This is a genomic window from Flavobacterium sp. W21_SRS_FM6 (assembly GCF_052119645.1).
Classification (GTDB): domain Bacteria; phylum Pseudomonadota; class Gammaproteobacteria; order Enterobacterales; family Alteromonadaceae; genus Paraglaciecola.
Genome location: NZ_JBGQOM010000005.1, coordinates 215,826 through 240,757 on the forward strand (window position 1 = coordinate 215,826; position 24,932 = coordinate 240,757).

The window sequence follows — 24,932 nt, forward strand, 5'->3', positions numbered from 1 at the left end:
AGCATATGAAATTTAGTGAAAAGTGGTTAAGGGAATGGGTCAACCCAAATATTAGCAGTGAGCAGTTGTCAGACCAACTCAGTATGGCCGGTTTAGAAGTCGATGGTATGAATGCTGTCGCTGGTGAATTTAGTGGTGTAGTGGTTGGTGAGGTTGTTGAGTGTGGCCAACATCCTGATGCAGATAAACTGCGTGTGACTAAAATCAACGTTGGTGAAAACGAACTGATTGATATTGTTTGTGGTGCGCCTAATTGCCGTCAAGGCCTAAAAGTAGCTGTTGCCAGAGTAGGGGCAATTTTACCGGGTGATTTTAAAATCAAAAAAGCCAAATTACGTGGTCAGCCTTCAATGGGAATGTTGTGCAGTTTTTCTGAATTAGGTATTTCAGATGATCACAATGGCATTATTGAATTGCCCCTCGATGCGCCAATTGGCGTTGATATTCGCGATTATTTGCAATTAGACGATATTTCCATTGAAGTGGATTTAACACCCAACCGAGCAGATTGTCTTGGAATTAAGGGCTTAGCTCGTGAAGTTGGTGTACTTAATAGCTCAGAGGTATGTTCACCTTCAGTAGACGCTGCTACCGTCACTATTGAAGAGACTCGTAATATTGTCCTAGATGCGCCAGAAGCCTGTCCACGTTATCTAGGGCGTGTCATTAAAAATATTAACGTAGATGCAATTACTCCCTTATGGATGGTTGAAAAATTACGTCGTTCAGGTGTAAGAAGTATCGACCCGGTAGTTGACGTGACTAATTTTGTCTTACTAGAGTTAGGTCATCCTATGCACGCTTTTGACAATGATAAGCTGCAAGGTGATGTGGTTGTCAGGTACGCTGAGCAAGATGAGAAGCTTACCTTGTTAGACGAAAGTGAAGTGACATTAAAACCTGAAACCCTTGTTATTGCAGATGAAAAACAAGCTTTAGCTATGGCGGGCATTTTTGGCGGGCTGAACTCTGGGGTCACCGAAGCGACTCGAAACATCTTTTTAGAAAGTGCTTTTTTTGCACCTGACTTAATCCGTGGCAAGGCAAGACTGTATGGATTGCATACCGATGCCTCTCATCGTTACGAGCGTGGGATTGATCCACAATTGCAGCGCACTGCGATGGAAAGAGCGACCACTTTGTTACTTAATATAGTGGGCGGTCAGGCAGGACCTATTGTTGAAGCTGTGAGTGAAAAGAACGTCCCGCAAGAAAAGCAGGTCAGTTTACGCCAATCACGTTTAACAAAAGTATTAGGCCTGGAAATTGCTCAAACAAAGGTGACTGAGATTTTAAGCCGACTTGGTTTTGCGGTTACATTTAAAGATGCAACATGGACTGCAATCGTTCCTGCTTATCGTTTCGATATTAGTATTGAAGAAGACCTGATTGAAGAAATTGCTCGGGTATATGGCTACAACCAAATACCTAACATTGCACCAGTTGCCAGTTTACAGATGTCTAAACATCAGGAACAAGCGATTCAAATAAATCAGTTAAAACAAAGTTTAGTGGATAACGACTACCAAGAAGCGATTACCTATTCGTTTGTTGATCCCAAAATTCAAGGTTTATTGTTTCCTGAATTATCAGGCCTAACTTTGCCTCACCCCATTTCAGTGGAAATGTCTTGCATGCGCGTAAGTCTGTGGACGGGTTTGTTGCAGGCTGTGTCTTACAATCAAAAACGCCAACAAGGCAGAGTTAGACTGTTCGAAGCAGGCTTGCGTTTTATCCCTGACTCGTCTGAAAAAACCGGTGTCGTGCAACAAGCTGTAATTGGTGGTGTGGTAAGTGGGCTAGTTAGCGACGAACACTGGGATAAAACGACTCGGCCGGTGGATTTTTTCGACCTCAAAGCAGATGTTGAACGTTTACTGGCTGTTACCGGTCGCAAGGATTTCAGATTTGAAGCATGTAAACACAGTGCTTTGCATCCAGGGCAATCTGCTGCCATATTTAGTGGCGACTTATGCCTTGGGTACATGGGCGCTATTCATCCTCAATTTGAGAAAAAATTGGGTATTAATGGCCGAACTTTTGTTTTTGAATTAGAAATTGCTCAGCTAGGGTTAAAAAAGCTACCTCAAGCGAAAGAAATTTCAAAATTTCCAGCAAATCGACGTGACATTGCAATCGTAGTAGACGATGATAAAGTTATTGGCGAAATATTGACTTGTATTGAAAAATTTGGCGCAAATCAATTAGTTGGCCTAAACTTGTTCGATGTGTACAGAGGTAAGGGAATTGCTCCGGGCTTTAAGAGCTTAGCAATATCTTTAATATTACAAGATAAAACCAGAACACTTGAAGAACAAGAAATTCAAACATTTGTTGATGGTATTCTGACGGAATTGTCAGAGAAATTTGGGGCATCTTTGAGGGATTGACGATATGGCGTTAACCAAAGCCGAAATGGCTGAACACTTATTTGAAAAGTTGGGTATTAATAAACGAGATGCAAAAGATCTTGTAGAAACTTTTTTCGAAGAAGTGCGTGAAGCTTTAGAATCTGGAGAGCAAGTTAAATTATCAGGCTTTGGTAATTTCGATTTGCGCCAGAAAAATGAAAGACCTGGACGTAACCCAAAAACAGGGGAAGACATTCCGATTAAAGCACGTAGGGTAGTGACATTTAGACCAGGGCAAAAGCTCAAAAGTCGTGTGGAAAATACTAAACCAGTTGAATAATAAAATCTTGTAATAAAAAACCGGCTCATTATGGCCGGTTTTTTAATGCTCAAATGTTAATTTTACAACACTGAAACCAGTGATTTGGCTAAGCTGTCTACATTTTTTAAGCTGATGCCGGCGATATTGACTCGACTAGACTCAACAAAATAAACGCTGTGCTTATCACGCATCGCTCTTACTTGCTCTGGGGTAATACATAAATAAGAGAACATGCCTTTTTGACGATTAACAAAATCAAAATCACGTTTAGCACCATATTCTTTCAACTTGCTGACTAAAAGTGCTCTCAAATCCTGCATACGGTTACGCATCATATCCACTTCGCTGATCCACTCGGCACGCAATTCAGCAGTGTTTAATACGATATCAACTAAAGCACCACCGTACGAAGGGGGCATGGAGTATATTGCTCGTGCAATTGATTGGATCTGAGTTTGAATCGCGTTTCGTGTCGTACTATTTTGCGTGACCATCAACGCTAAACCCACTCGCTCGCGGTACAAACCAAAGTTTTTAGAACATGAAGCGGCAATAATAACTTCAGGAAGGTTGTTTACTAACAAGCGAGTACCGTAAGCATCATCTTCTAAGCTATCACCAAACCCTAAATAGGCCACGTCGATAAAAGGGATAAACCCGGTTTTCTGGGCTAATTTTAGAACCACCTGCCATTGCTCTTTGGTTAAATCAGCTCCCGTTGGGTTGTGGCAGCACCCGTGTAAAAGTACGACATCACCTGATTTTACATTTTCAAGAGATTCAACCATGGCATCAAAACGTATACTGGCTTGGTCTTTATCGAAATAAGGATAGGTTTCAATTTTTAAACCCGCATTACCGATCAATGGAATATGATTAGCCCATGTTGGATCGCTCACCCACACTGTCGTCTCTGCATTACAGCGCTTGATTAGCTCAGATAAAATACGCAGCGCTCCACAACCGCCAGGAGCTTGTACCGCAGCGACACGGTTTTCTAATACGGCTGGATTTGCTTTACCAAGCAACAATTCAGTTAAGCCGTCAATATAACCTTGTACGCCCTGTGCAGGTATATAAGTCTTAGATGTTTCGGTCTCGAGCAAAATCTTTTGTGCTTTAGCGATGGCGGTGACAATCGGGGTTTGGCCATTTTCATCTTTATAAACACCTACACCTAAATCAATCTTTAGGGGGTTGGGATCAGCCTTGAATGCAGCTGATAGGCCCAATATAGGATCGGCGGGAAGTTGTGGTAGTACTTCAAACATAGGGTTCCTCAAAAACTCAAGATGATAGGCAGGTTAGGGCGGTCATTATGCCATCGACATTAAAAATTTCGAGAGAAATAGTAACTAATTTATATCAAATTGGTAGTTTTGTTCAGAAATACACACAGCGCCGCTGTTGTAGGTATGCTCGCACCAGCTTACTTTCTGATTTGTATCAATTTTTAATACTGTCGAGGCGCGAGTCCCGTAATGATCGGCCTGAATAAATATCGATGAGAGTTTGCGCTCCCATTCCATCGGGATACCTGTCTTAGGTAACTCATTTTCATTGGCTTTGTTGGGGTCTCGTAATAGTTCAAATAGTTGCTTATCAATAATATGCTCTGGATCTTGGGTTGTATTCTCAAAGTAGGTTTTTAAGCGAGCGAGCCCCTTTACTAATTTAGGCCAAGGGCTGTTTAAACTGGCGTTTGATAAACCGTAAAAACCTTTTTTTAAGTGAGTAAGATGATTGAGATGGTTATTATAAACGTAAAGATTCTTCCAGTGTCCGAAGAGTAAGTTGTAGCCGTTGAAGTCTTGTCGTGATTGTTCCAAAGCTTGCTGATAATTAGTAGTAGGCTGTTGAAGATAGTGACTTACCAATTCGCCACGACTTTTGACATGTGGCTTGAGTGTCTGTGGTGCTCTAATATTGGTTAAGGCAGCCAAATAACCCGCTTTATTTACGCCCATCCATGTACCGCCAGCTTCCTGATCAATGCCTGATACTATATTACGAGATGGTCCCCAAACATGGGATGGGAGAGTGGGGCGATTAAAAAACTCATCCCTATTAGCCGCAATAATGAGCGGATAACGTGGATGCTGTTCAATCGCCACAAAAACGATACACATAAATGATCGCTGGCTATAACTCTTTTTGTTTGTCTACACGGCTAAATAACGATTCGCTGCTTTCTATGAAAGCGCTTGTTTCAACAGAGCCCGTAATATTGTATGCGGGTGGTAGCAGCGTTAAATCGTAATCAGGGCGGCTACTGAAGTCTTCTTCATTGAAAAAGCCAAAAAGGACTAAGGGAGCAAGTATTAAAGTGGACATAAATAAAGTAATGGCATTGCGCTTAGCTGTGGGTTGATGGAAGGCCACAAACAAGCTAAGCCAAATAAAAGCCATTATAATGAAGGCCACGATGAGCAATTCTACCCACGCAAACCAACTTCCCGGATTGACGTTAAACATGAAAAATGACTGCAACAAATTCAGCACAAAAAACACTAAGGTGACAATCAAAGTCAAATTTATTTGGTTTATTAAGTGACTCTCTTTTTTCACTACTTTAGCCAATACTGCAAAGGTCAAAGGCCATAAACTAATGACAGCCAGTTGGCCTAACTCACTGGGTAAGGCGGCAATTAATTTAAACTCGGCCACGGTGTTGATGTATTTAGAGAATAATAAATAGCCTAAACACGCGATACTTAAACTCATCGCTAGAGTGGCTTTGTTCAACCAACTTAAGTTTTCTTCCAACTCACTCAGTGGCATTGCCTTGGGTAATTGCGCCTTAGTATCAATGATTCTGAGGCGTGTTCGGCCAATCTTAATTATATCGTTAGGTTTAAGTGTTGATTGATTCACAAACTTATTATTGATTTTAATGCCATTGGTAGATTGGCAATCATTAACCATTAACAAGCCTGATTCTGGATCAACAGCAACCAGCATGTGACTGGGACAAACATAAGGATCATCAAGTCTTAGGTCATTGTTAAAATCCCGACCTACGCACACATAGTCTTGCTCAAATTTGTAATGCTTAAGGGGAATGTTTTTGCGTGATAAAAGCTCTAATACTATTGCCATTCTACAGCATCCATAAATTGTTTGATGAAACGTAACGCAGAGTCTTTGGCAACACCAGCTAAGGTAAAATGACTAATCAGTCCCTGTTCTTTATGATCCAAGGTTGCTCCAACAAACAAGACATCATAAAGCCCATCAAATTCTTTGTACGCTCTGATACATAATACTGTTTTACTCGTGACATTATGTTTGTTGGTCACTTTATTATTTTTACACTGGTAGTTTGTTACATCGGTTTTGGTCGCTGCATTACCTGCGCCCGCGCCGATAACACTGCTGTTATACAAGGAGTAAAAACGGTTTTCACCGAGCTTTTGGCCGTTTAGCCACTCAAATTCCAACTCAATCCCACCACTGCGTAAACCGCTATGTAAAAATATTTGCTCATCTAAACGGCAGCGGTTTTCAACGGATAAAAACAAAGCGTCTTCGTCGTTGGTATTAGAATCACCCCAGCACGATAAAAATTCTCCTACTTTAGCTGGAATAGTGGCTCGGCCTAATGGGGCCATTTGCCATGCTGCATTTTGTAATTTACTAAACAACTCGGTTTGGTTAGCCAAAAGCTGTTGCGCTATTGCAGTTTTAAATTCATCAATAGGTAGAGGTGCATCAGCGTGTTTGGCGGCAAGATGTTCAATTTTGCTCAGAGGGATCAAAAAACCTATTTGGTTCCCGGCCGTTGCTACATTTACGCCCATCACCTGACCATTTTCGTTCACTACTGGCCCCCCGCTCATGCCTGGGTTGATGGCGCCGGTAAAATGGATGCGTTGATAAAAGCTATTTTTCTTAATGCCATTAAAGGTGCCAGGCACCACAATCATACCTAAATCATGCGGATTACCCAGTGAATATATGGTGGTACCTTGATCGGGCAGCGTAGTCGCCAATGGTAAAATATCTTCTGTTTCTCCAAGTTCGGTTTTTCTAACAAGGGCCAAATCGTTAACAACATCAAAATTAATCAGTTCGAGAGGGCCGCTGTCACCGTTTATGGTTAGATATTCAATCCGATATTTATCAGGGTTATAAACGTACTCAGATACCACATGGTAATTAGTGACCATGTTGCCTTGAGCATCAATTTGAAAACCAGAGCCAATCGATGATTTGTTACCCGACTCTAATTCTATTATTCGAATTTGATAGAGAGCCGACTGATATTGACTAAATAGATTTTGGGCGGTTTGTTGACTGTGGGCAAATGCACTAAAAATAAACAATAAAATTAAAAAACGTCTCAATATCATCTTCCTGTAAATTAAATAACGTCAATTACCTACGACTTGCTTAGCAATAAGACGGGGCTGCGGCTCGACAAAATGTATTAGTTAAGCGAACATTGTCCTAGTTTAAATTGCACAAGCAAAGAATTAAATGGGCAAACCATTAAATATCCCTGTCCTAGCAGAAGAAATTCCTAGAATAGGCAATAAATTTAGTTGTTGGTTGGGCCAACGAGTCCTAAACGTAATGGGGTGGAGTTTTTCAGGGGAATTTCCTCGACATCCTAAAATGATCATTGCCGTTGCACCTCATACATCAAACTGGGATTTTGTTATTGGTATAGCCGTGGCGTTTTCATTGCGCTTGAAAATCACTTTTTTTGGAAAACACAATTTATTTGTTCCCCCCTTTGGTTATTTTATGCGGCGTTGGGGCGGGGTGCCCGTAGAGCGTTCAAAATCCCATGGCGTAGTCGAACAAATGGCTGATGCAATGCGCAAGGCTGATAAAATGGTTTTGTGTTTAGCGCCAGAGGGCACTCGAAGTCGTGTCGAGCGTTGGAAAACAGGATTTTTACACATTGCCTATAAAGCTCAAGTGCCTGTTTTTTTAGTGGCATTTGATTATAAGAAAAAACAGATTGAATTTGGTCCTTCGCTGATTATCGGTGATGATATTCAATATGAGCTAAATCGCATTTATACATATTTTAATGATGTTGAGGCCAAGTTTCCTGACAAAGTGGCCACCATCGTTGTACCTCAAATTGGAGATAAAGATTGAATAACAAAGGCTTCACCACTCGCCTGATCCACGCAGACCGTTTAATAAATCAACCTGAAAGTGGCGCTGTTCATCAAGCGACAAATAATTCAGTACTATTTGAATTTAAACGTGCTCAAGAGTTGGTTGATGTATTTCAAGGAAAACAAACTGGACATGTTTATTCTCGTTCATCATCGTCTTCAACAGTGGCACTACAAAATATTCTCAATAATTTAGAAGGTGGTGCAGGGGCGGTTACGTTTGCAACCGGCATGGCCGCTATTACCGCGACTATGCTGAGTCTTTTCAAAGCTGGCGATCATCTCATTCTAAGTCGGTTTTTATTTGGCAATACCCGTAGTTTAACCGAAACAATGGAAAGCTTAGGGATATCACTTAGTTTTGTAGATGTGACTGATTTAACAAAAGTTGAAAAGGTCCTACAAGTCAATACTAAAGCGGTGTTTCTAGAAACTATCGCTAACCCTGTTACGCAGGTTGCAGATTTGACTGCTATTGGACGGTGGTGCTCAGCGAATCAACTGTTGTTTATTATTGATACCACGATGACACCACCCAATTTATTTGATGCAAAATCAGTATTGGCTTCGCTGACTATCAGTTCTTTGACTAAGTATATCGCTGGACATGGCAATGTTTTAGGCGGTGCAGTCGTAGATTGTGGGACGTTTGATTGGTCAAAATTCGACAATATACTCGACATTTATCGAGGAGCCGCTGTGGCGCAATGGGGATTAACCCAAATTCGCAAAAGGGGCTTACGAGATATGGGCGGGACGCTTGCCCCTGACTCCGCTCATGCTATTTCGGTAGGTTTAGAAACGTTAGTACTCAGAACACAAAGAATTTGTGATAACGCTTTGCGTTTAGCAAGGTATTTACAGTCACATCCTAAAATAGCCAAGGTGTATTATCCTGGGTTAGCTGACCATCCCCAGCACGCTCGTGCTAAAGAGCTGTTTAAAGGCTTTGGTGGTATTCTGAGTTTAGATTTAGCCGATGGAATCGATCCGATTGCGTTTTTAGATCAATTAAAATTAGTTATCTGCGCAACTCACTTAGGCGATACCCGCACCTTAGCTTTACCGGTTGCATCTACCATTTATTTTGAGAGCAGTGCAGAGCAGAGAAAGCAAATGGGGGTTAACGACAACATGATCCGCATGTCTATTGGTATTGAAGACTTTGAGGATTTGGTCAGTGACTTTGACCAGGCCTTTAGTCATTTTTAAAAAAAAGGCCATTTGTGTTACGTTGGACGTTTTTGATGTAGTCTCATCAGACCTGCAAACGTCCACCTTACCTAAATGGCATATAAACCGCTGTAAAAATGAAGGGTAAAGCTCATCAGGCCCTAGGCGAGTTCTATTTCAATATCTGTCGTTGGATAGCAGCAGCAAGGTAGAATTTCATCGTCGTCAATGTAGGCGAGTGGAAAGTTAGGATACTCAACTTTTCCGCTTAATAATTTTGTACGACAAGCCCCACAGTAACCCTCTCGACAATGAAAGTGCACATCAATTTGGTGCACTTCAATACTTTCTAATAAGGTACGCTGGGGCTGATGCAGAACAGTTTTATGTTGCTTAATATTGACCTGCAAACTGTCCTTGTTGTTACTCATAATTAATTAAAGATCAAAATCACCAAAGTCGTCAGCATTAACTTCAGAGTCGATTTGACCCACTAAGTAAGAGCTAATTTCAGATTCTTGTGGAGCGACTTGCACGTTGTCTGAATTCAAATAATTGTTCATCCATGGTAAAGGGTTGCTCTTTATATCAAAAGGTTGGCCCAAACCAATGGCTGACATGCGATGATTGGCAATAAATTCAACATATTGGCACAAAATTTCTTTATTCAAACCAATCATTGAGCCTTGTTGGAACAAATAAGCAGCCCATTCTTTTTCTTGTTGCACAGCATTCAAAAAGATTTGGGTGGCTTCTTCCTTACACTCTTCAGCAATTTCGGCCATTTCTGGATCGTCTTTGCCTTTAGCCCACAAATTGATGATATGTTGGGTTGAAGTCAGATGTAGATTTTCATCACGAGCGATGAGACGAATAATTTTAGAATTACCTTCCATCAACTCACGCTCTGCGAAAGCAAAAGTACAAGCGAATGATACATAAAAACGAATAGCTTCTAAAGCGTTGACTGAGTTCATGCACAAATACAATTTTTTCTTCAGTTCACGCATAGAAATAATGTGAGTCACACCATTTATAGTGTGTGAGCCTTCGCCCAAGGTTTGCCATAATTGGGTCGCAAATATAAGGTCGTCATAATATTTTGAGATATCTGAGGCACGTTTTTTTATCTCTTGATTTTCAACGATATCGTTGAAAATACTGCTAGGATCGCCAAACAAATTTCTTAAAATATGCGTGTATGAGCGTGAATGTATGGTTTCAAAAAATGACCATGTTTCTACCCACGTTTCTAACTCAGGAATCGAAATAATCGGTAAAAAAGCAATATTAGGGCTTCGGCCTTGAATAGAATCAAGCAGGGTTTGATATTTTAAGTTTGAAATAAAAATGTGTTTTTCAGATTCACTTAACTTTTGAAAGTCAACTCGGTCTTTACTGACGTCAACTTCTTCAGGACGCCAAAAGAAACTAATCTGTTTCTCAATCAATTTTTCAAAAATTTGGTGTTTTTGTTGGTCGTAACGTGCCACATTGACAGGATTACCAAAAAACATTGGCTCAGTCAGAGGATTGTTATTAATTTGATTAAAGGTTGTATATTTCATAGTAGATTGATTCGGCCATCTCAGATTAAAACCAAGTCCACTCTGAAGAGGTCACTTCAGAGTGGTGCTGTTAGTTGTTAAATTTTACAAGCGCCACCTGCGCACTCATCATCTTCTTCAACAACCACTTCTTGAGCTACTGATCTATTGGCTGGTAAGGCTTGCTGTGATGCATCAGTTGCACCGTCACGGGTGTTGTGATAATACAAGGTCTTAATGCCCAATTTATAGGTAGTAAGTAGATCTTGAAGTAATAACTTCATAGGTACTTTACCGCCTTCATACTTGTTAGGATCATAACTGGTGTTAGCGGAAATAGTCTGGTCAATAAATTTCTGCATAATACCGGTTAGCTGCAAATATCCTTCGTTAGAGGGCAGATCCCATAACAATTCATATTGGTCTTTTAGGCGCTCGTATTCAGGTACAACTTGTTTTAATACGCCGTCTTTACTTGATTTAACACTGATATGGCCACGTGGTGGTTCAATACCATTTGTTGCATTAGATATTTGTGATGAGGTTTCAGACGGCATTAATGCCGACAAGGTACTGTTACGCAAACCATATTGTTTTATATCTGCGCGAAGGCCTTCCCAGTCACAATGCAATGGCTCACTACAAATTTTATCTAACTCTTTTTTGTAGGTATCGATTGGCATTAAACCTTGGTAATAAGTGGTTTCGTCAAACTTAGGACATGCCCCTTTTTCCTTCGCCAAATTACACGATGCCCGCATTAAATGGTATTGCATGGCTTCAAATGTTCTGTGAACTAAGCCATTTGCACTACCGTCAGAGTATTTCACGCCATTTTTAGCAAGATAATAAGCAAAGTTAATCACACCTATTCCGAGAGTTCGGCGACCCATAGTGGCGTTAAATGCGGCAGGTACCGGATAGTCTTGGTAGTCCAGTAAGCTATCTAAAGCTCTTACCGATAAATCTGCCATTTCGGCGAATTCGTCAAGGCTCTCAATTGCTCCTAAATTAAAGGCAGATAAGGTACAAAGCGCAATTTCACCGTTTTCATCATTAACGTGCTGTAAAGGTTTAGTGGGCAGAGCAATTTCTAAACACAAGTTGCTTTGACGCACAGGCGCTAATTTAGGGTTAAACGGACTGTGGGTATTACAGTGGTCAACGTTTTGTAAGTAAATACGACCCGTACTCGCACGTTCTTGCATAAACAAACTAAAAAGCTCAATCGCTTTGATTTGTTTTTTGCGGATGCTTGGGTCTTGTTCGTATTTTACATACAGTTTTTCAAATTCATCTTGATCAGCAAAAAATGCGTCGTACAGTCCAGGCACATCAGATGGGCTGAACAAGGTAATGTACTGATCTTTAATTAAGCGTGTGTACATCAGTTTGTTAAACTGAACACCATAATCGAGATGACGAACTCGGTTTTCTTCTACGCCGCGATTATTTTTAAGCACCAAAAGCGACTCAACTTCTAAGTGCCACAAAGGGTAAAACAATGTAGCAGCACCGCCTCTTACACCACCTTGTGAGCAACTCTTAACGGCAGTTTGAAAGTACTTATAAAAAGGAATACAACCTGTATGGTATGCTTCGCCTCCACGGATAGAGCTACCTAGGGCTCTAATACGACCAGCATTTACACCAATTCCGGCACGTTGGCTTACATATTTAACGATGGCACTCGCCGTTGCATTAATGGAATCTAAGCTGTCTCCAGCTTCAATTAAAACACATGAGCTAAATTGACGAGTGGGTGTTCTTACCCCAGACATAATCGGAGTAGGTAAGGAAATTTTAAATTTAGAGGTGGCATCATAAAAACGCTTGATGTAGTCCATCCGCGTTTCTTTTTCATAGTTAGCAAATAAACAGGCTGCCACTAAAATATAAAGGAACTGTGCGCTCTCATAGATCTCACCCGTCACACGGTTTTGTACTAAATATTTGCCTTCTAGCTGCTTCACGGCCGCGTAGCTAAAATCCATATCACGCCAATGATCGATATGTTTATCCATTTCGGCAAATTCAGCTTCACTGTAGTCTTTGAGTAAATGTTCATCATATTTACCTTTTGCGACCATGCTTTTAACTTGCTCAAATAAGGTGGGTGGTTCAAATTTTCCGTAGGCTTTTTTACGTAGATGGAAAATTGCCAAACGTGCGGCCATGTATTGATAATCTGGTGTTTCTGTCGAAATTAAATCAGCGGCTGAACGAATCAACGTTTCATGAATATCTGCGGTTTTAATGCCGTCATAAAACTGAATATGTGCTTTTATTTCGACTTGTGAAACCGAAACATTGTTCAAACCTTTTGCAGCCCACTCAAGTACTTGGTGGATTTTGTCTAAATCGATAAGTTCACGTTCGCCGTTTCGTTTAGTGACGTAGAGATCATTAGTCATGTTTTTGCCGTTTTTGTTTTAGTTTAGCGTGAAAATGGAGAGGATTTTGTGCATCCAAGCCCGTGATTTTTAGTGTTGTTGTTCGATCCGTTTTATTAACGACTATGCCAATATTGGCCGTTTTTTGTTCTAAGAGTATTTAACAACGGAACACAAGATAGTGAGGTTTTGACTCGAATGCAACCCAATATATAGTGTTCGAGCGCCCACATTTAGTGCATGTCAATTTAGGTTAGTATTGACTCACCTAAAAAAGCGTTTCTTAGAGCGACTAAGGCAATTGCAAGTAAAATTTTAAACTAATTTTAGGCTTAAAATATTTTAGATCTAAAAAATCTGGTTTTATGAATTAACGATATATAGTGTTTTAAGCAAGACGAAACCACTATATATCGTATTTTGATGATTGAACGCCTTTTAAACACTTACGAATTTAAGGCGTCTAATTCTTGCTCGAATCGAGATCTTTTTATTCACAAGTGCAGGCTATTTACAACAAGTCGGCCTTACTCAAACTGAAGAGTGCGTTGCTATTACCTGCTGGTCCTTTGTTCAAATCCTAAAGACTATTTTGGCAGTGTATAATGTAATTCACGTCCACATTTTGAGCAGATAAATAATACTCTCTGGTCATCGGATTAAGATGAAGTCCTGTTATGTGCTTTATTAAAAGAGGAGTGTTATCGATCCACTTCATCAATTCACTTGGCTTAATAAATTTATCATGCTGGTGAGTACCTTTAGGTACGAGACCAAGTAGATATTCCGCTGCGACGATTGCCATTAAATAGGACTTTATATTGCGATTAAGTGTTGAGAAAAACACATGACCACCTGGTTTCACTAATTTATAACACGCCGCGACGACCGAAGCGGGGTCGGGTACATGTTCTAACATTTCCATACATGTCACTACGTCAAATTGTGCAGCACGCTGTTCGGAGAATTCTTCGGCAGTTGTTTGCTGGTAGTCAACGTTAACGCCAGTTTCTAAACCATGTAGGCGGGCTATTTCAAGAGGCGCTTCACCCATATCGATGCCGCTTACATTAGCACCTTGTTTCGCCATACTTTCTGCAAGGATCCCCCCGCCACAGCCTACATCGACAACCGTTTTACCCGTTAAGCCCCCGGTGTGTTGCACAATGAAATCGGTGCGCAATGGGTTAATCTGATGCAAAGGTTTAAATTCCCCAGTTAAGTCCCACCAACGATTGGCAAGTTCAGAAAATTTTTGAATTTCAAGCGGGTCAACGTTTTGCTGATTAGTCATTTATATATCCTGTTTCAAACTGACACCATTATAGCCAGCTAGTGATTTCAGTATCCACTATAAAAAGCGCTACTAGCTAACTGACTGCGCACTATATGAGCGATCTCTGACTGTTTATTTTTCTCAGTCAATGCTAGAATCGCTCGGATGTTTAACGAAGTATTTTAGCTAACATGTTTATATCTTTTCAAAATCCTAGCTTAGTAGATATAACGCGAAAACTTCTCAATTAATACTCCAATAATAATGACTAGGGACAAGGCTGTATATGACTGATAACGCCCAAGAAATTCTTCCAGTAAATATCGAAGAAGAACTAAAAAACTCTTATCTTGATTATGCGATGAGCGTTATTGTAGGCAGGGCGCTGCCTGACGTGCGAGATGGTTTGAAACCGGTACATCGCCGCGTTTTATTTGCCATGAATGAGCTCAAAAATGATTTCAATAAACCTTACAAAAAATCTGCCCGTGTGGTGGGTGATGTTATAGGTAAATACCACCCACATGGTGACTCAGCGGTTTACGATACAATTGTTCGTATGGCGCAGCCGTTCTCTTTAAGGTACATGTTGGTTGATGGTCAAGGAAACTTCGGCTCGGTCGATGGTGACTCCGCGGCAGCAATGCGTTATACCGAAATCCGAATGGCCAAAATCGCCCATGAATTGCTGGCTGATCTAGACAAAGAAACGGTTAACTTTGTGCCCAACTATGACGGTCAGGAAATGATCCCTGAGGTCCTTCCTACTAGAGTGCCGAATCTGCTTGTCAATGGTTCGTCGGGTATAGCTGTAGGCATGGCCACCAATATTCCGCCTCACAACTTAACTGAAGTGGTCAATGGTTGTATCGCTCTTGTTGATAACCCTGAATTAACAATTGATGAGTTGATGACCTATATCCCAGGTCCAGATTTTCCAACCGCAGCTATTATCAGCGGTAGAAAAGGAATCGATGATGCCTACAGAACAGGGCGTGGCAAGATATACATGCGCGCTCGAGCGGAAATTGAAACCGAAGCCAATGGCAAAGAAACCATCATCGTTCATGAAATTCCGTATCAGGTTAATAAAGCACGTTTAATTGAAAAAATAGCCGAGCTTGTTAAAGAGAAAAAAATTGAAGGCATTTCTGCGTTACGTGACGAATCTGACAAAGATGGTATGCGTATAGTAGTTGAAGTACGTCGTAACGAGTCTGCTGAAGTATTACTTAACCATTTATACACACAAACACAAATGCAAACTGTGTTTGGTATCAATATGGTGGCATTAGACAAAACTCAGCCTAAAGTTATGAACCTGATGGACATTTTGAAGGCGTTTATTTTACATCGCCGAGAAGTGGTCACCAGACGAACGGTATACGAGCTTAAAAAAGCACGTGAACGGGCTCATATATTAGAAGGCTTGGCGATAGCCTTAGTCAATATTGATCCTATCATTGCGTTAATTAAAGCATCCAAGAGCCCTGCAGAGGCTAAAATAGGTTTAACCGCACAAGGTTGGTCTTTAGGTGATGTCGCTGAAATGCTTGAAAGAGCCGGCGATAATGCCGCGCGTCCTGATTGGCTAGAACCGCAATTCGGCATTCGTGAAGGTTTGTATTACCTAACTGAGCAACAAGCTCAAGCGATTTTGGATTTACGTTTAAATAAATTAACGGGTTTAGAACACGATAAGATTCTCGATGAATACAAAGAATTACTAAATATCATTGCTGAATTGTTGCACATTCTTGCGAGTCCTGAGCGTTTAATGGAAGTCATTCGTGAAGAATTAGAGAAAGTTCGTGACGAATATGGCGATGCTCGTCGTACCGAAATAACCTCTGCATCTCACGATATTGATATCGAAGATTTGATCGAGCAAGAAGAAGTGGTCGTCACCTTGTCTCGCGAAGGTTATGTTAAGTATCAAAAACTCAACGATTATGAATCTCAGCGTCGTGGCGGTCGTGGTAAATCAGCCACTAAGATGAAAGACGAAGATTTCATCGAGAAGTTATTAGTCGCCAATACCCATGATCATATATTGTGTTTCTCAACACGTGGCCGCTTGTATTGGTTGAAAGTCTATCAACTACCACTGGCTAGTCGAAACGCGCGTGGTCGTCCTATCATCAACATATTACCTTTGGAAGAAAACGAGCGCATCACTGCTATTTTACCAATCAAAGAGTTTGAAGAAGGTAAATATGTATTGATGGCAACTGCCAACGGAACGGTGAAGAAAACTCCATTAGTGGAATACTCCCGTCCTCGTTCGAACGGTATTATTGCGGTTAATTTAAATGACGGTGATGAACTTATTGGCGTCGATATTACTAATGGTACCAATGACATCATGTTGTTCTCTGACGCGGGTAAAGTTGTTAGATTTAATGAGAAACAACGTGACGCTGAAACCGGTGAAGTCAAACTCGATCCAGAAACTGGCGAAGAATTATTAGCCTTACGCCCAATGGGTAGAACCGCTACTGGTGTTCGTGGTATCAGATTGCAATATGGTCAGCGAGTTGTATCGTTGATCGTACCAAACGGTGAAGGTGCGATATTAACCGCAACAGAAAACGGTTTTGGTAAACGTACTCCGGTGCAAGATTACCCAGCTAAGAGTCGCGCGACCCAAGGTGTCGTTTCAATCAAAGTATCTGAGCGAAATGGTAAAGTAGTTGGCGCGGTTCAGGTTAACGAAAGCGACGAAATCATGTTGATCAGTGACCAAGGTACGTTAGTGAGAACACGCGTGAGTGAAGTGTCTACTGTTGGCCGTAATACTCAAGGTGTTCGCTTAATTCGTACCATTGAGGGTGAACATGTTGTCGGTTTACAACGTATTGATGAAATAGAAGAAGCTGAATTAGGCGACTTTGAAGATGTTGATAATGAAGTAGAGACCTCTGACGCTGACAGTATCGCGCCAGACACCGAAGAAGGAAGCGACGCTGAATAAGACAGCGTTAATTCTTCTATAAAAACACTGTCAAATCGAATATTAAACTTTAATAATCGAATTCCAGAGTAAAAACGAGTGGCTTGTGCCACTCGTTTTGTTTGTATTAGGGCTAAATAGGAAGCAAATGTCAGATATATTTAATTTTTGTGCAGGTCCCGCGATGTTGCCAACAGAGGTTATGCAACAGGCACAAGCTGAGTTCATTAATTGGCAGGGATTAGGTTGTTCAGTGATGGAAATTAGCCATCGTAGTAAAGAATTTATCGCGCTTGCAGAACAGTCAGAGCAGGATCTTCGGGACTTACTTAACGTGCCTAAAGATTATGCAGTGCTTTTTGCTCACGGTGGCGGTCGCGGTCAATTTTCAGCGGTACCACAAAACTTAGCACATGCAGATCAATCAGCAGCGTATTTAATCAATGGCTCATGGTCAGAAGGAGCTCACAAAGAAGGCAGTAAATATCTTAACGCCCAAGTTATAGGGCGCTCAGTGATTGAACAAGGTTTAGCCTTAGTGCCTGAAATTAACGCTGCGGAGATTGATCAGAGTCTTGCCTATTATCATTATTGTCCAAATGAAACCGTAGAAGGTATGGAGATCAACTGGTTGCCAGATAGCGGCAATGTACCATTAGTCGCTGATATGTCTTCGTGTATTTTATCAAAAGAAATTGACGTGTCTAAATTTGGTGTAATTTATGCCGGTGCGCAAAAGAATATTGGTCCCTCAGGCTTGTCTGTTGTGTTAGTTCGCAACGAATTATTGGACCAAGCGCGAAATACTACCCCGTCTTTCATGCATTACAAGACCATGGCTAATTTTCAGTCAATGTATAATACACCACCTACTTATGCGTGGTACTTAGCAGGACTGGTATTTAAATGGTTAAAAGCGAAAGGTGGAGTCGCAGCAATAGAAAAAATAAATAACCAAAAAGCCGCGCATTTGTATGACTGCATTGATGGCTCAGATTTTTTTCTAAATCATGTGCATGCAGATTATCGCTCAAGAATGAATGTAGTCTTCCATTTAGCCGACCCTACACTTGATGCTCTTTTTTTAAGTGAAGCAGAAAAAGCGGGTTTACGAGCTTTAAAAGGACATCGAATAGTGGGCGGTATGCGAGCGAGTATATATAACGCAATGCCACTAGAAGGGGTTAAGGTGTTAACAGAATTTATGCGCGAATTTGCTAGGAGTCATGGTTAATGGAACAATTGCTATTAGAGCCGATAAAACATGTATCAGGTACTGTAAATGTACCGGGTTCCAAGAGTCTATCGAACCGAGCTTTATTACTTGCTGCACTTGCCAAAGGCGAGACGCATTTAACGAATTTATTAGACAGTGAAGATATACACCACATGCTGACTGCCTTGACTGCATTAGGTATTCAATATCGCTTGTCGTCTGATAAGACAGAATGTTGGGTAACAGGCAATGAAGGCGTGTTTAACACAGGCCAAGAGCTAAGTTTATTTTTAGGCAATGCGGGTACAGCAATGCGTCCTTTATGTGCCGCACTTGCATGTAGTCACGGTCGGTTTGAATTAACTGGTGAACCCAGAATGGAAGAGCGCCCTATTGGTGCCCTTGTTGACTCATTAGAGCAAGCAGGAGCACAAATTACCTACTTAAAAAGTAAGGGCTATCCACCTCTAAGTATTCAAGGAATACCGCTAAAAGGCGGTGATATCAGTGTAGATGGCAGTGTTTCAAGTCAGTTTTTGACTGCCTTACTAATGGCTGCTCCTTTATTTACTGGTGACTCACGTATTCAAATCAAAGGGGAGTTGGTTTCTAAACCCTATATCGATATTACCCTTGATACTATGGCAAAGTTTGGTATTGAAGTCGAAAATGAAAACTATCAAGCATTTAAAGTTAAAGGTAATCAGCAATATCAATCGCCAGGCAAATTTTTAGTTGAAGGGGATGCCTCATCTGCGTCGTATTTTCTTGCGGCGGGCGCAATTAAAGGTGGTAAGGTCAAAGTGACTGGGGTTGGCAAAACCAGTATTCAAGGCGACGTGAGATTTGCTGATGTACTTGAAAAAATGGGCGCTCATATTTCATGGGGAGATGATTATATTGAAGTTGAAGGTGCACCTTTGCACGGTGTGGATTTAGACTTAAATCACATTCCAGATGCTGCGATGACTATCGCTACCACCGCATTATTCGCTACCGGTCCAACGACAATCCGAAATATTTATAATTGGCGGGTCAAAGAAACTGACCGCCTAGCTGCAATGAGTTGTGAATTACGAAAAGTGGGAGCGACAGTAGAAGAAGGACATGACTATATTTCTATAACGCCTCCGGTCAAACTGACTCATGCCGCAATTGATACCTATAACGATCATCGAGTAGCAATGTGTTTTTCCTTAGTTGCACTTAGTGATACTGCGGTGACTATTAATGATCCTGGCTGCACCGCGAAAACATTTCCAGACTACTTTAGCCGGTTTGCCACCATATGCAGTGATTAATTAACGTTCAAACACGGCTAATAATTTTTTCTGCAGCATTAGTGTCATTGCTTATAACTGGGCAATGCGTATAATTGCGCCCGATTTTCACCACTCAGGAGAGGGCATGTATTCTGAACCCATAATAACTGTGGATGGACCCAGTGGTGCTGGTAAAGGAACTATTAGTGTCTTACTAGCCAAAAAGCTTGGTTGGCATTTTTTAGATAGCGGCGCAATTTATCGGGTATTAGCCATTGCTTCTATTCATCATCAAATTCCAGCTGATGACGAAGCAGGCTTGTTACCTTTGGCAACCAGTCTTGATGTTAATTTTGAAACCTCGGAATTTGGCACCAGAATTATGTTAGAGGGAGAAGATGTCTCTGACGCAATTCGGACCGAGGAAGTGGGTGCTGTTGCATCTCAAATTGCATCATTACCAGCAGTAAGAGAAGCCTTGTTACGACGTCAGCGGGCATTTAAACAATCGCCAGGCCTTGTTGCCGATGGTAGAGACATGGGCACAGTGGTTTTCCCAAACGCCCAGGTAAAAATATTCTTAACTGCAAGCGCTGAAGAAAGGGCCTCTAGACGCTTTAATCAGTTGAAAGATGCTGGTCACGGTGTTAGCATATCGCGCCTTTTGGAAGACATCAAGGCTCGTGATGAACGAGACGCCAACAGAAGTGTTGCTCCTCTTGTGGCTGCCGATGACGCATTAATTATTGATTCTACGGACTTATCTGTAAATCAAGTAATTGAAAAGATTGAGGAATTTATTGATTTGAAGTTAACTGAAACTTCTGTTCATAAAACTCTGTAAACCGTAAATTTGCCGACGTCAGGATGACATTGGCTATGAATAACAACCCCGCGTTAACTGGATTGTAATGTGGCTGTCAATTAAAGAAACTATTGAAAACTATGATTGAAAATTTTGCTCAACTATTCGAAGAGAGTTTGAAAGAACTCGAAACCCGTCCTGGTTCTATCGTTAAAGGTACTATCGTCTCTATTGATAAAGACATCGTATTGGTAGACGCCGGTTTGAAATCTGAAAGTGCTATTCCTGTTGAGCAGTTCAGAAATGCAGACGGCAGTTTAGATATCGCTGTTGGTGATAAAATTGATGTTGCACTAGACGCTATTGAAGATGGCTTCGGTGAAACAATTCTATCTCGCGAAAAAGCTAAACGTCATGAAGCGTGGGTTGAATTAGAAGAAGCGTATACTCAAAAGAAAACCATCATAGGTATTATTAACGGTAAAGTTAAAGGTGGTTTTACAGTAGAAGTGAACACAGTGCGTGCATTCTTACCTGGTTCATTAGTAGATGTTCGTCCAGTACGTGATACTGCGCATCTAGAAGGCAAAGAATTAGAATTTAAAGTTATTAAACTTGATGCAAAACGTAACAACGTTGTTGTTTCTCGTCGTGCTGTAATCGAAGCAGAAAGCAGTGCAGAACGTGATTCATTACTTGCTAACCTTGAAGAAGGTCATGAAGTTAAAGGTATCGTTAAGAACCTTACTGACTACGGCGCATTCGTAGATTTAGGCGGTGTTGATGGTCTACTTCACATTACCGACATGGCTTGGAAACGTGTTAAACATCCAAGTGAAGTTGTAAATGTTGGTGATGAAATCAATGTTAAAGTATTGAAATTTGACAAAGATAAGTCTCGCGTATCTCTTGGTATGAAGCAAATGGGCAACGATCCGTGGCAAGAAATTGCTAACCGTTACCCTGAAGGTGCTAAATTAAGCGGTGCTGTCACTAACCTAACTGATTACGGCTGCTTCGTAGAAATCGAAGACGGTGTTGAAGGTTTAGTACACGTTTCTGAAATGGATTGGACCAACAAAAACATTCACCCATCTAAAGTGGTTAACTTAGGTGATGTGGTTGAAGTTATGGTTCTTGAAATTGATGAAGAGCGTCGTCGTATTTCTCTTGGTCTTAAGCAATGTATTCCTAACCCATGGGAAGAATTCGCTAAGGCTCAAAGCAAGGGCGATAAAGTTTCGGGCAAAATCAAATCTATCACTGACTTCGGTATATTCATCGGTCTTGATGGCGGCATAGATGGTTTGGTGCATTTGTCTGATATTTCTTGGAATAAAACAGGTGAAGAAGCTGTTCGTGACTACAAAAAAGGTGACGAAATCTCAGCTGTTGTATTACAAGTTGACCCTGAGCGCGAGCGTATCTCTTTAGGCGTTAAGCAAATCGAGGAAGACCCATTCAATCAATATTTGACTGACACCAAAAAAGGCACAATCGTTACTGGTACAGTAACTGCAGTTGATGCTAAAGGTGTATCTGTTAAATTGGCAGATGAAGTAGAAGGCTATATTCGTGCCGCTGACCTAGCACGCGAAAGAGTTGAAGATGCTTCTGAAGTAGTAAGCGTTGGTTCTGAAATCGAAGCTAAGTTTATGGGTGTTGATCGTAAGAACCGCATCGTAAACCTTTCTGTTAAAGCGAAAGATCAAGCTGATGAGAAAGATGCAATTGATAAAGTGAACCAGCAAGAAGAAGTGACTTTCACTAACGCTTTTGCTGACGCTTTCAAAGCAGCTAAAAACGACTAATATAAGTGTGAGTGCGTACAATTAGTTTTACATTAGTTGCTGCGCACTTTAATATCGGAAATAACAGTTTTTTTGATTAACGGAGAGGTTATATGACCAAATCAGAACTTATCGAAAGACTCGCCGATAAAGCACGTCATATTCCGGCCAAAGATGTTGAATTGGCTATAAAGGAAATACTCGAACAAATGGCACAAACCTTACAAAAAGGTGAGCGCATTGAAATACGTGGCTTTGGCAGTTTTTCTTTGCATTTCCGTGCTCCACGAGTTGGCCGTAATCCTAAAACAGGTGAGACTGTGAAGTTGGACGGTAAATACGTCCCTCATTTCAAACCAGGTAAAGAGTTACGCGAACGAGTAAATGAATTTTAGTAGTAACAGTTTTTATTGAATTCTTATTAAACGGCACTCCAATTTGGGTGCCGTTTTTGTTACAGTAGAAAACAATTCATTATTCTTTAAAGCATTATCGTTTAGCCGGTTATTAATCCCGCAGATTTAACAATGTTTTACTCAATTCTTATAGGTAACAATGAAAGTTAAAGGCTTATTAATACTTATTGCTATACTGATCCTGCTTGTTATAGCCAGTTTTATTGGCTCTTACAATGGTCATCTTGTATTACTTCACTATTTGATTGCTAAATCTGAGATCAAGTTATCCTATGTTTTAGCCGCATCATTTTTGTTAGGGGTATTTGTTTGCTTGTTGAGTATTTTGCCTTACATATTACGGTTGAAATGGAAAATGGCCTTAGTGAATCGTCAAAACAAGAAACTGCAACAAAGGAATACTGATTCCTAATGCTAGAACTGTTATTTTTGTTGTTACCTGTTGCCGCCGGGTATGGTTGGGTAATGGGCAGAAATAGTGTACGCCAAGCGCAGCGTAAACAATCCAGTATTTTATCCAAACACTATTACCGTGGTCTCAATTTTCTCTTATCTGACGAGCCAGACAAGGCCGTAGATACGCTAATCAAGATGATTGATTTGGATAGTGACACAGTTGAAACCCATATTGCCATGGGAAAATTTTTCAGACATCGCGGTGAATTAGATCGTGCTATTCGTGTTCATCAAAATCTTGTTAGCAAAGATGAAATATCCGCCAGTCAAAGAGAGTCAGCGTTAAAAGAATTAGGTAGAGACTATGTATTGGCAGGTTTTTTAGAGCGTGCTGAAAATGCTTTTTTACAATTACTCAACAGTGAAAAACATTTTGTCGAAGCACAAACTCAGCTGTTTAACATTTATCAAACCACCAAAGAATGGGGTAGGGCAATTGAGTTAGCCGAAAACATGATAAACGCCGGAGGCGACAGTGATGAGTTGTGCGCACGGGTTGCACATTTTTATTGTGAACAGGCTCTAATCGAATGGCGTAAAGACAATTTGAGTGCAGCGGAAGACTACTTAAAACAAGCCATTAAAGTTGATGAAAAAACCGTTAGACCTTGGTTAATGTTGGGCGAGTTAGCGATTCAAAAAGAGCAGTATGAATTAGCAATCGAACACCTATCGCAGGTACCCATGCGTGACATTACTTGGCTTTCTGAGGCAATCCCATTAATAGAGAAATGCAGTGAGAAACTGGGTGACGAACGCAAGCTGAGCGGCATTCTTGATTTGTATTGGGAGCAATGTGCTACAGCTTATTTGGCTAAAGTTAAGTTGGTCGCCAAGGATGAATCATCTGTTAAAGCTGCAGAATTGTTACTTGGCCAACTTAGAACGCATCCCACCATGAAAGGCTTCAAGACGCTGATGGGTTTGTATATCGAGCAACAAGAGGATGAAAATTCTACAAATAGTCTTCGACTGTTAAAAGAATTAGTTGAAGAACAAATCAAGTTAAGACCCAAATACCGTTGTCATAGCTGTGGTTTTTCTGGCAGTCAATTACACTGGTTATGCCCATCTTGTAAAAAGTGGGGAGTGGTAAAGCCCATTAAAGGTTTAGATGGTGAATAGTATGGTAGAACCGAAAATTGTCGTTGCATTAGATTTTGACGATGTTAAAAAGGCCTATAACTTTATCGACAAAGTTGAGCCAAGTTTGTGTAAATTGAAGGTTGGCAAGGAAATGTTTACGCATTTCGGACCTGATTTTGTCACATATTTAATCAAAAAAGACTTTAACGTATTCTTAGATCTTAAGTTCCATGATATCCCCAATACCGTCGCTAAAGCCTGTGTTGCCGCGGCCGATCTTGGTGTATGGATGGTGAATGTTCATGCTTCTGGCGGTCCTCTTATGCTGGAGCAGGCTGCAAAAGGCTTGGAGCAGTTTGGCAACGAAAGACCACTGTTGATTGCAGTAACAGTCTTAACCAGTATGGATCAAGCGCAGTTGAATGCGATCGGCATTACTGTTTCACCAACTCAGCAAGTGATGAATTTAGCAAAATTAACTAAATCGAGTGGCTTAGACGGAGTTGTATGCTCCGCCCAAGAAGCGAGCATGTTAAAACAAGAACTCGGTCAGGACTTTGTTTTAGTCACTCCAGGAATCAGACCAGCAGGGAGTGACAAAGGCGATCAAATGAGAATTATGACGCCAAGAGAAGCGGTGATAGCCGGTTCTGATTATTTGGTTGTTGGTCGTCCAATTACTCAAGCCCTCGATCCCTTAGCGACATTAATTGAGATCAATAATACCCTTGTGGATTAGTATGGTGTATCA

Annotated in this window: 21 protein-coding genes; 13 read left to right on the plus strand and 8 right to left on the minus strand. The window is 40.9% G+C overall.

Annotated features, from left to right (window positions below):
* Positions 1–5 precede the first annotated feature (5 nt).
* Together pheT and ihfA are read left to right on the plus strand one after the other, a co-directional pair.
* On the plus strand, positions 6–2,390 hold the full coding sequence (gene pheT / locus ACEN2L_RS10630) for a phenylalanine--tRNA ligase subunit beta (RefSeq protein ID WP_441743585.1): 2,385 nt from the start codon (positions 6–8) through the stop codon (positions 2,388–2,390).
* A gap of 4 nt (positions 2,391–2,394) precedes the next feature.
* Entirely contained in the window at positions 2,395–2,691 is a 297-nt protein-coding gene (ihfA, locus tag ACEN2L_RS10635) for an integration host factor subunit alpha (protein ID WP_306022215.1), read from the plus strand.
* 62 nt (positions 2,692–2,753) lie between these two features.
* Here ihfA and ACEN2L_RS10640 read toward each other — a convergent pair whose 3' ends face one another.
* The 4 genes from ACEN2L_RS10640 to ACEN2L_RS10655 form a co-directional block, all read right to left on the minus strand.
* A complete protein-coding gene (locus tag ACEN2L_RS10640) occupies positions 2,754–3,944 on the minus strand; it encodes an amino acid aminotransferase (protein WP_441743586.1) in 1,191 nt (396 codons plus the stop codon).
* A gap of 84 nt (positions 3,945–4,028) precedes the next feature.
* On the minus strand, positions 4,029–4,802 hold the full coding sequence (locus ACEN2L_RS10645) for an NRDE family protein (protein ID WP_441743587.1): 774 nt from the start codon (positions 4,800–4,802) through the stop codon (positions 4,029–4,031).
* Between the two features lie 13 nt (positions 4,803–4,815).
* Positions 4,816–5,772 carry an FHA domain-containing protein gene (locus tag ACEN2L_RS10650; protein ID WP_441743589.1) on the minus strand — a complete coding sequence of 319 codons (957 nt, stop codon included), beginning with the start codon at positions 5,770–5,772 and terminating at the stop codon, positions 4,816–4,818.
* A complete protein-coding gene (locus ACEN2L_RS10655; protein WP_441743591.1) occupies positions 5,763–7,019 on the minus strand; it encodes a S1 family peptidase in 1,257 nt (418 codons plus the stop codon). The genes ACEN2L_RS10650 and ACEN2L_RS10655 overlap by 10 nt, the downstream gene beginning before the upstream one ends.
* A 133-nt stretch (positions 7,020–7,152) precedes the next feature.
* Here ACEN2L_RS10655 and ACEN2L_RS10660 point away from each other — a divergent pair, with 133 nt between their 5' ends.
* Together ACEN2L_RS10660 and ACEN2L_RS10665 are read left to right on the plus strand one after the other, a co-directional pair.
* Positions 7,153–7,785, plus strand: coding sequence for a lysophospholipid acyltransferase family protein (locus tag ACEN2L_RS10660; RefSeq protein WP_306022220.1), 633 nt, complete (start codon positions 7,153–7,155; stop codon positions 7,783–7,785).
* On the plus strand, positions 7,782–9,020 hold the full coding sequence (locus tag ACEN2L_RS10665; protein ID WP_441743593.1) for a cystathionine gamma-synthase family protein: 1,239 nt from the start codon (positions 7,782–7,784) through the stop codon (positions 9,018–9,020). Before ACEN2L_RS10660 ends, ACEN2L_RS10665 begins: the two co-directional genes overlap by 4 nt.
* A 122-nt stretch (positions 9,021–9,142) precedes the next feature.
* On the opposite strand, the gene yfaE is transcribed toward ACEN2L_RS10665, so the two are convergent.
* From yfaE to ubiG, 4 genes are all read right to left on the minus strand, one after another.
* On the minus strand, positions 9,143–9,412 hold the full coding sequence (gene yfaE / locus ACEN2L_RS10670) for a class I ribonucleotide reductase maintenance protein YfaE (protein ID WP_306022222.1): 270 nt from the start codon (positions 9,410–9,412) through the stop codon (positions 9,143–9,145).
* Positions 9,413–9,418: 6 nt separating this feature from the next.
* Positions 9,419–10,549 carry a class Ia ribonucleoside-diphosphate reductase subunit beta gene (gene nrdB, locus ACEN2L_RS10675; RefSeq protein ID WP_306022223.1) on the minus strand — a complete coding sequence of 377 codons (1,131 nt, stop codon included), beginning with the start codon at positions 10,547–10,549 and terminating at the stop codon, positions 9,419–9,421.
* Between the two features lie 77 nt (positions 10,550–10,626).
* Positions 10,627–12,942 (minus strand): class 1a ribonucleoside-diphosphate reductase subunit alpha, encoded by a 2,316-nt coding sequence (gene nrdA, locus ACEN2L_RS10680; RefSeq protein WP_441743595.1) that lies wholly within the window; start codon positions 12,940–12,942, stop codon positions 10,627–10,629.
* A gap of 559 nt (positions 12,943–13,501) precedes the next feature.
* Positions 13,502–14,215, minus strand: a complete 714-nt coding sequence (gene ubiG / locus ACEN2L_RS10685; RefSeq protein ID WP_306022225.1) for a bifunctional 2-polyprenyl-6-hydroxyphenol methylase/3-demethylubiquinol 3-O-methyltransferase UbiG — start codon at positions 14,213–14,215, stop codon at positions 13,502–13,504.
* 268 nt (positions 14,216–14,483) lie between these two features.
* On the opposite strand from ubiG, the gene gyrA reads away from it, so the two are divergent.
* The 9 genes from gyrA to pyrF all read left to right on the plus strand — a co-directional run bounded on the left by gyrA (position 14,484) and on the right by pyrF (position 24,920).
* Entirely contained in the window at positions 14,484–17,171 is a 2,688-nt protein-coding gene (gene gyrA, locus ACEN2L_RS10690; protein ID WP_441743597.1) for a DNA topoisomerase (ATP-hydrolyzing) subunit A, read from the plus strand.
* A gap of 127 nt (positions 17,172–17,298) precedes the next feature.
* The gene (serC, locus tag ACEN2L_RS10695) at positions 17,299–18,384 is read left to right on the plus strand and encodes a 3-phosphoserine/phosphohydroxythreonine transaminase (RefSeq protein ID WP_441743599.1); all 1,086 of its coding nucleotides are present in this window, start codon (positions 17,299–17,301) and stop codon (positions 18,382–18,384) included.
* Entirely contained in the window at positions 18,384–19,667 is a 1,284-nt protein-coding gene (aroA, locus tag ACEN2L_RS10700) for a 3-phosphoshikimate 1-carboxyvinyltransferase (protein WP_441743601.1), read from the plus strand. Before serC ends, aroA begins: the two co-directional genes overlap by 1 nt.
* 106 nt (positions 19,668–19,773) lie before the next feature.
* Positions 19,774–20,472 (plus strand): (d)CMP kinase, encoded by a 699-nt coding sequence (cmk, locus tag ACEN2L_RS10705; RefSeq protein ID WP_306022229.1) that lies wholly within the window; start codon positions 19,774–19,776, stop codon positions 20,470–20,472.
* Between the two features lie 101 nt (positions 20,473–20,573).
* Positions 20,574–22,244: a 30S ribosomal protein S1 gene (gene rpsA, locus ACEN2L_RS10710; protein WP_306022248.1), complete on the plus strand. Its 1,671-nt coding sequence runs from the start codon at positions 20,574–20,576 to the stop codon at positions 22,242–22,244.
* A gap of 92 nt (positions 22,245–22,336) precedes the next feature.
* On the plus strand, positions 22,337–22,618 hold the full coding sequence (gene ihfB, locus ACEN2L_RS10715; protein WP_306022230.1) for an integration host factor subunit beta: 282 nt from the start codon (positions 22,337–22,339) through the stop codon (positions 22,616–22,618).
* A gap of 160 nt (positions 22,619–22,778) precedes the next feature.
* Positions 22,779–23,051, plus strand: coding sequence for a LapA family protein (locus tag ACEN2L_RS10720; RefSeq protein ID WP_441743603.1), 273 nt, complete (start codon positions 22,779–22,781; stop codon positions 23,049–23,051).
* Complete coding sequence (gene lapB, locus ACEN2L_RS10725) at positions 23,051–24,220, plus strand: lipopolysaccharide assembly protein LapB (protein WP_306022232.1); 1,170 nt, start codon at positions 23,051–23,053, stop codon at positions 24,218–24,220. Before ACEN2L_RS10720 ends, lapB begins: the two co-directional genes overlap by 1 nt.
* Before the next feature lies 1 nt (position 24,221).
* Positions 24,222–24,920 carry an orotidine-5'-phosphate decarboxylase gene (gene pyrF / locus ACEN2L_RS10730; RefSeq protein WP_441743605.1) on the plus strand — a complete coding sequence of 233 codons (699 nt, stop codon included), beginning with the start codon at positions 24,222–24,224 and terminating at the stop codon, positions 24,918–24,920.
* Positions 24,921–24,932: the final 12 nt, after the last annotated feature.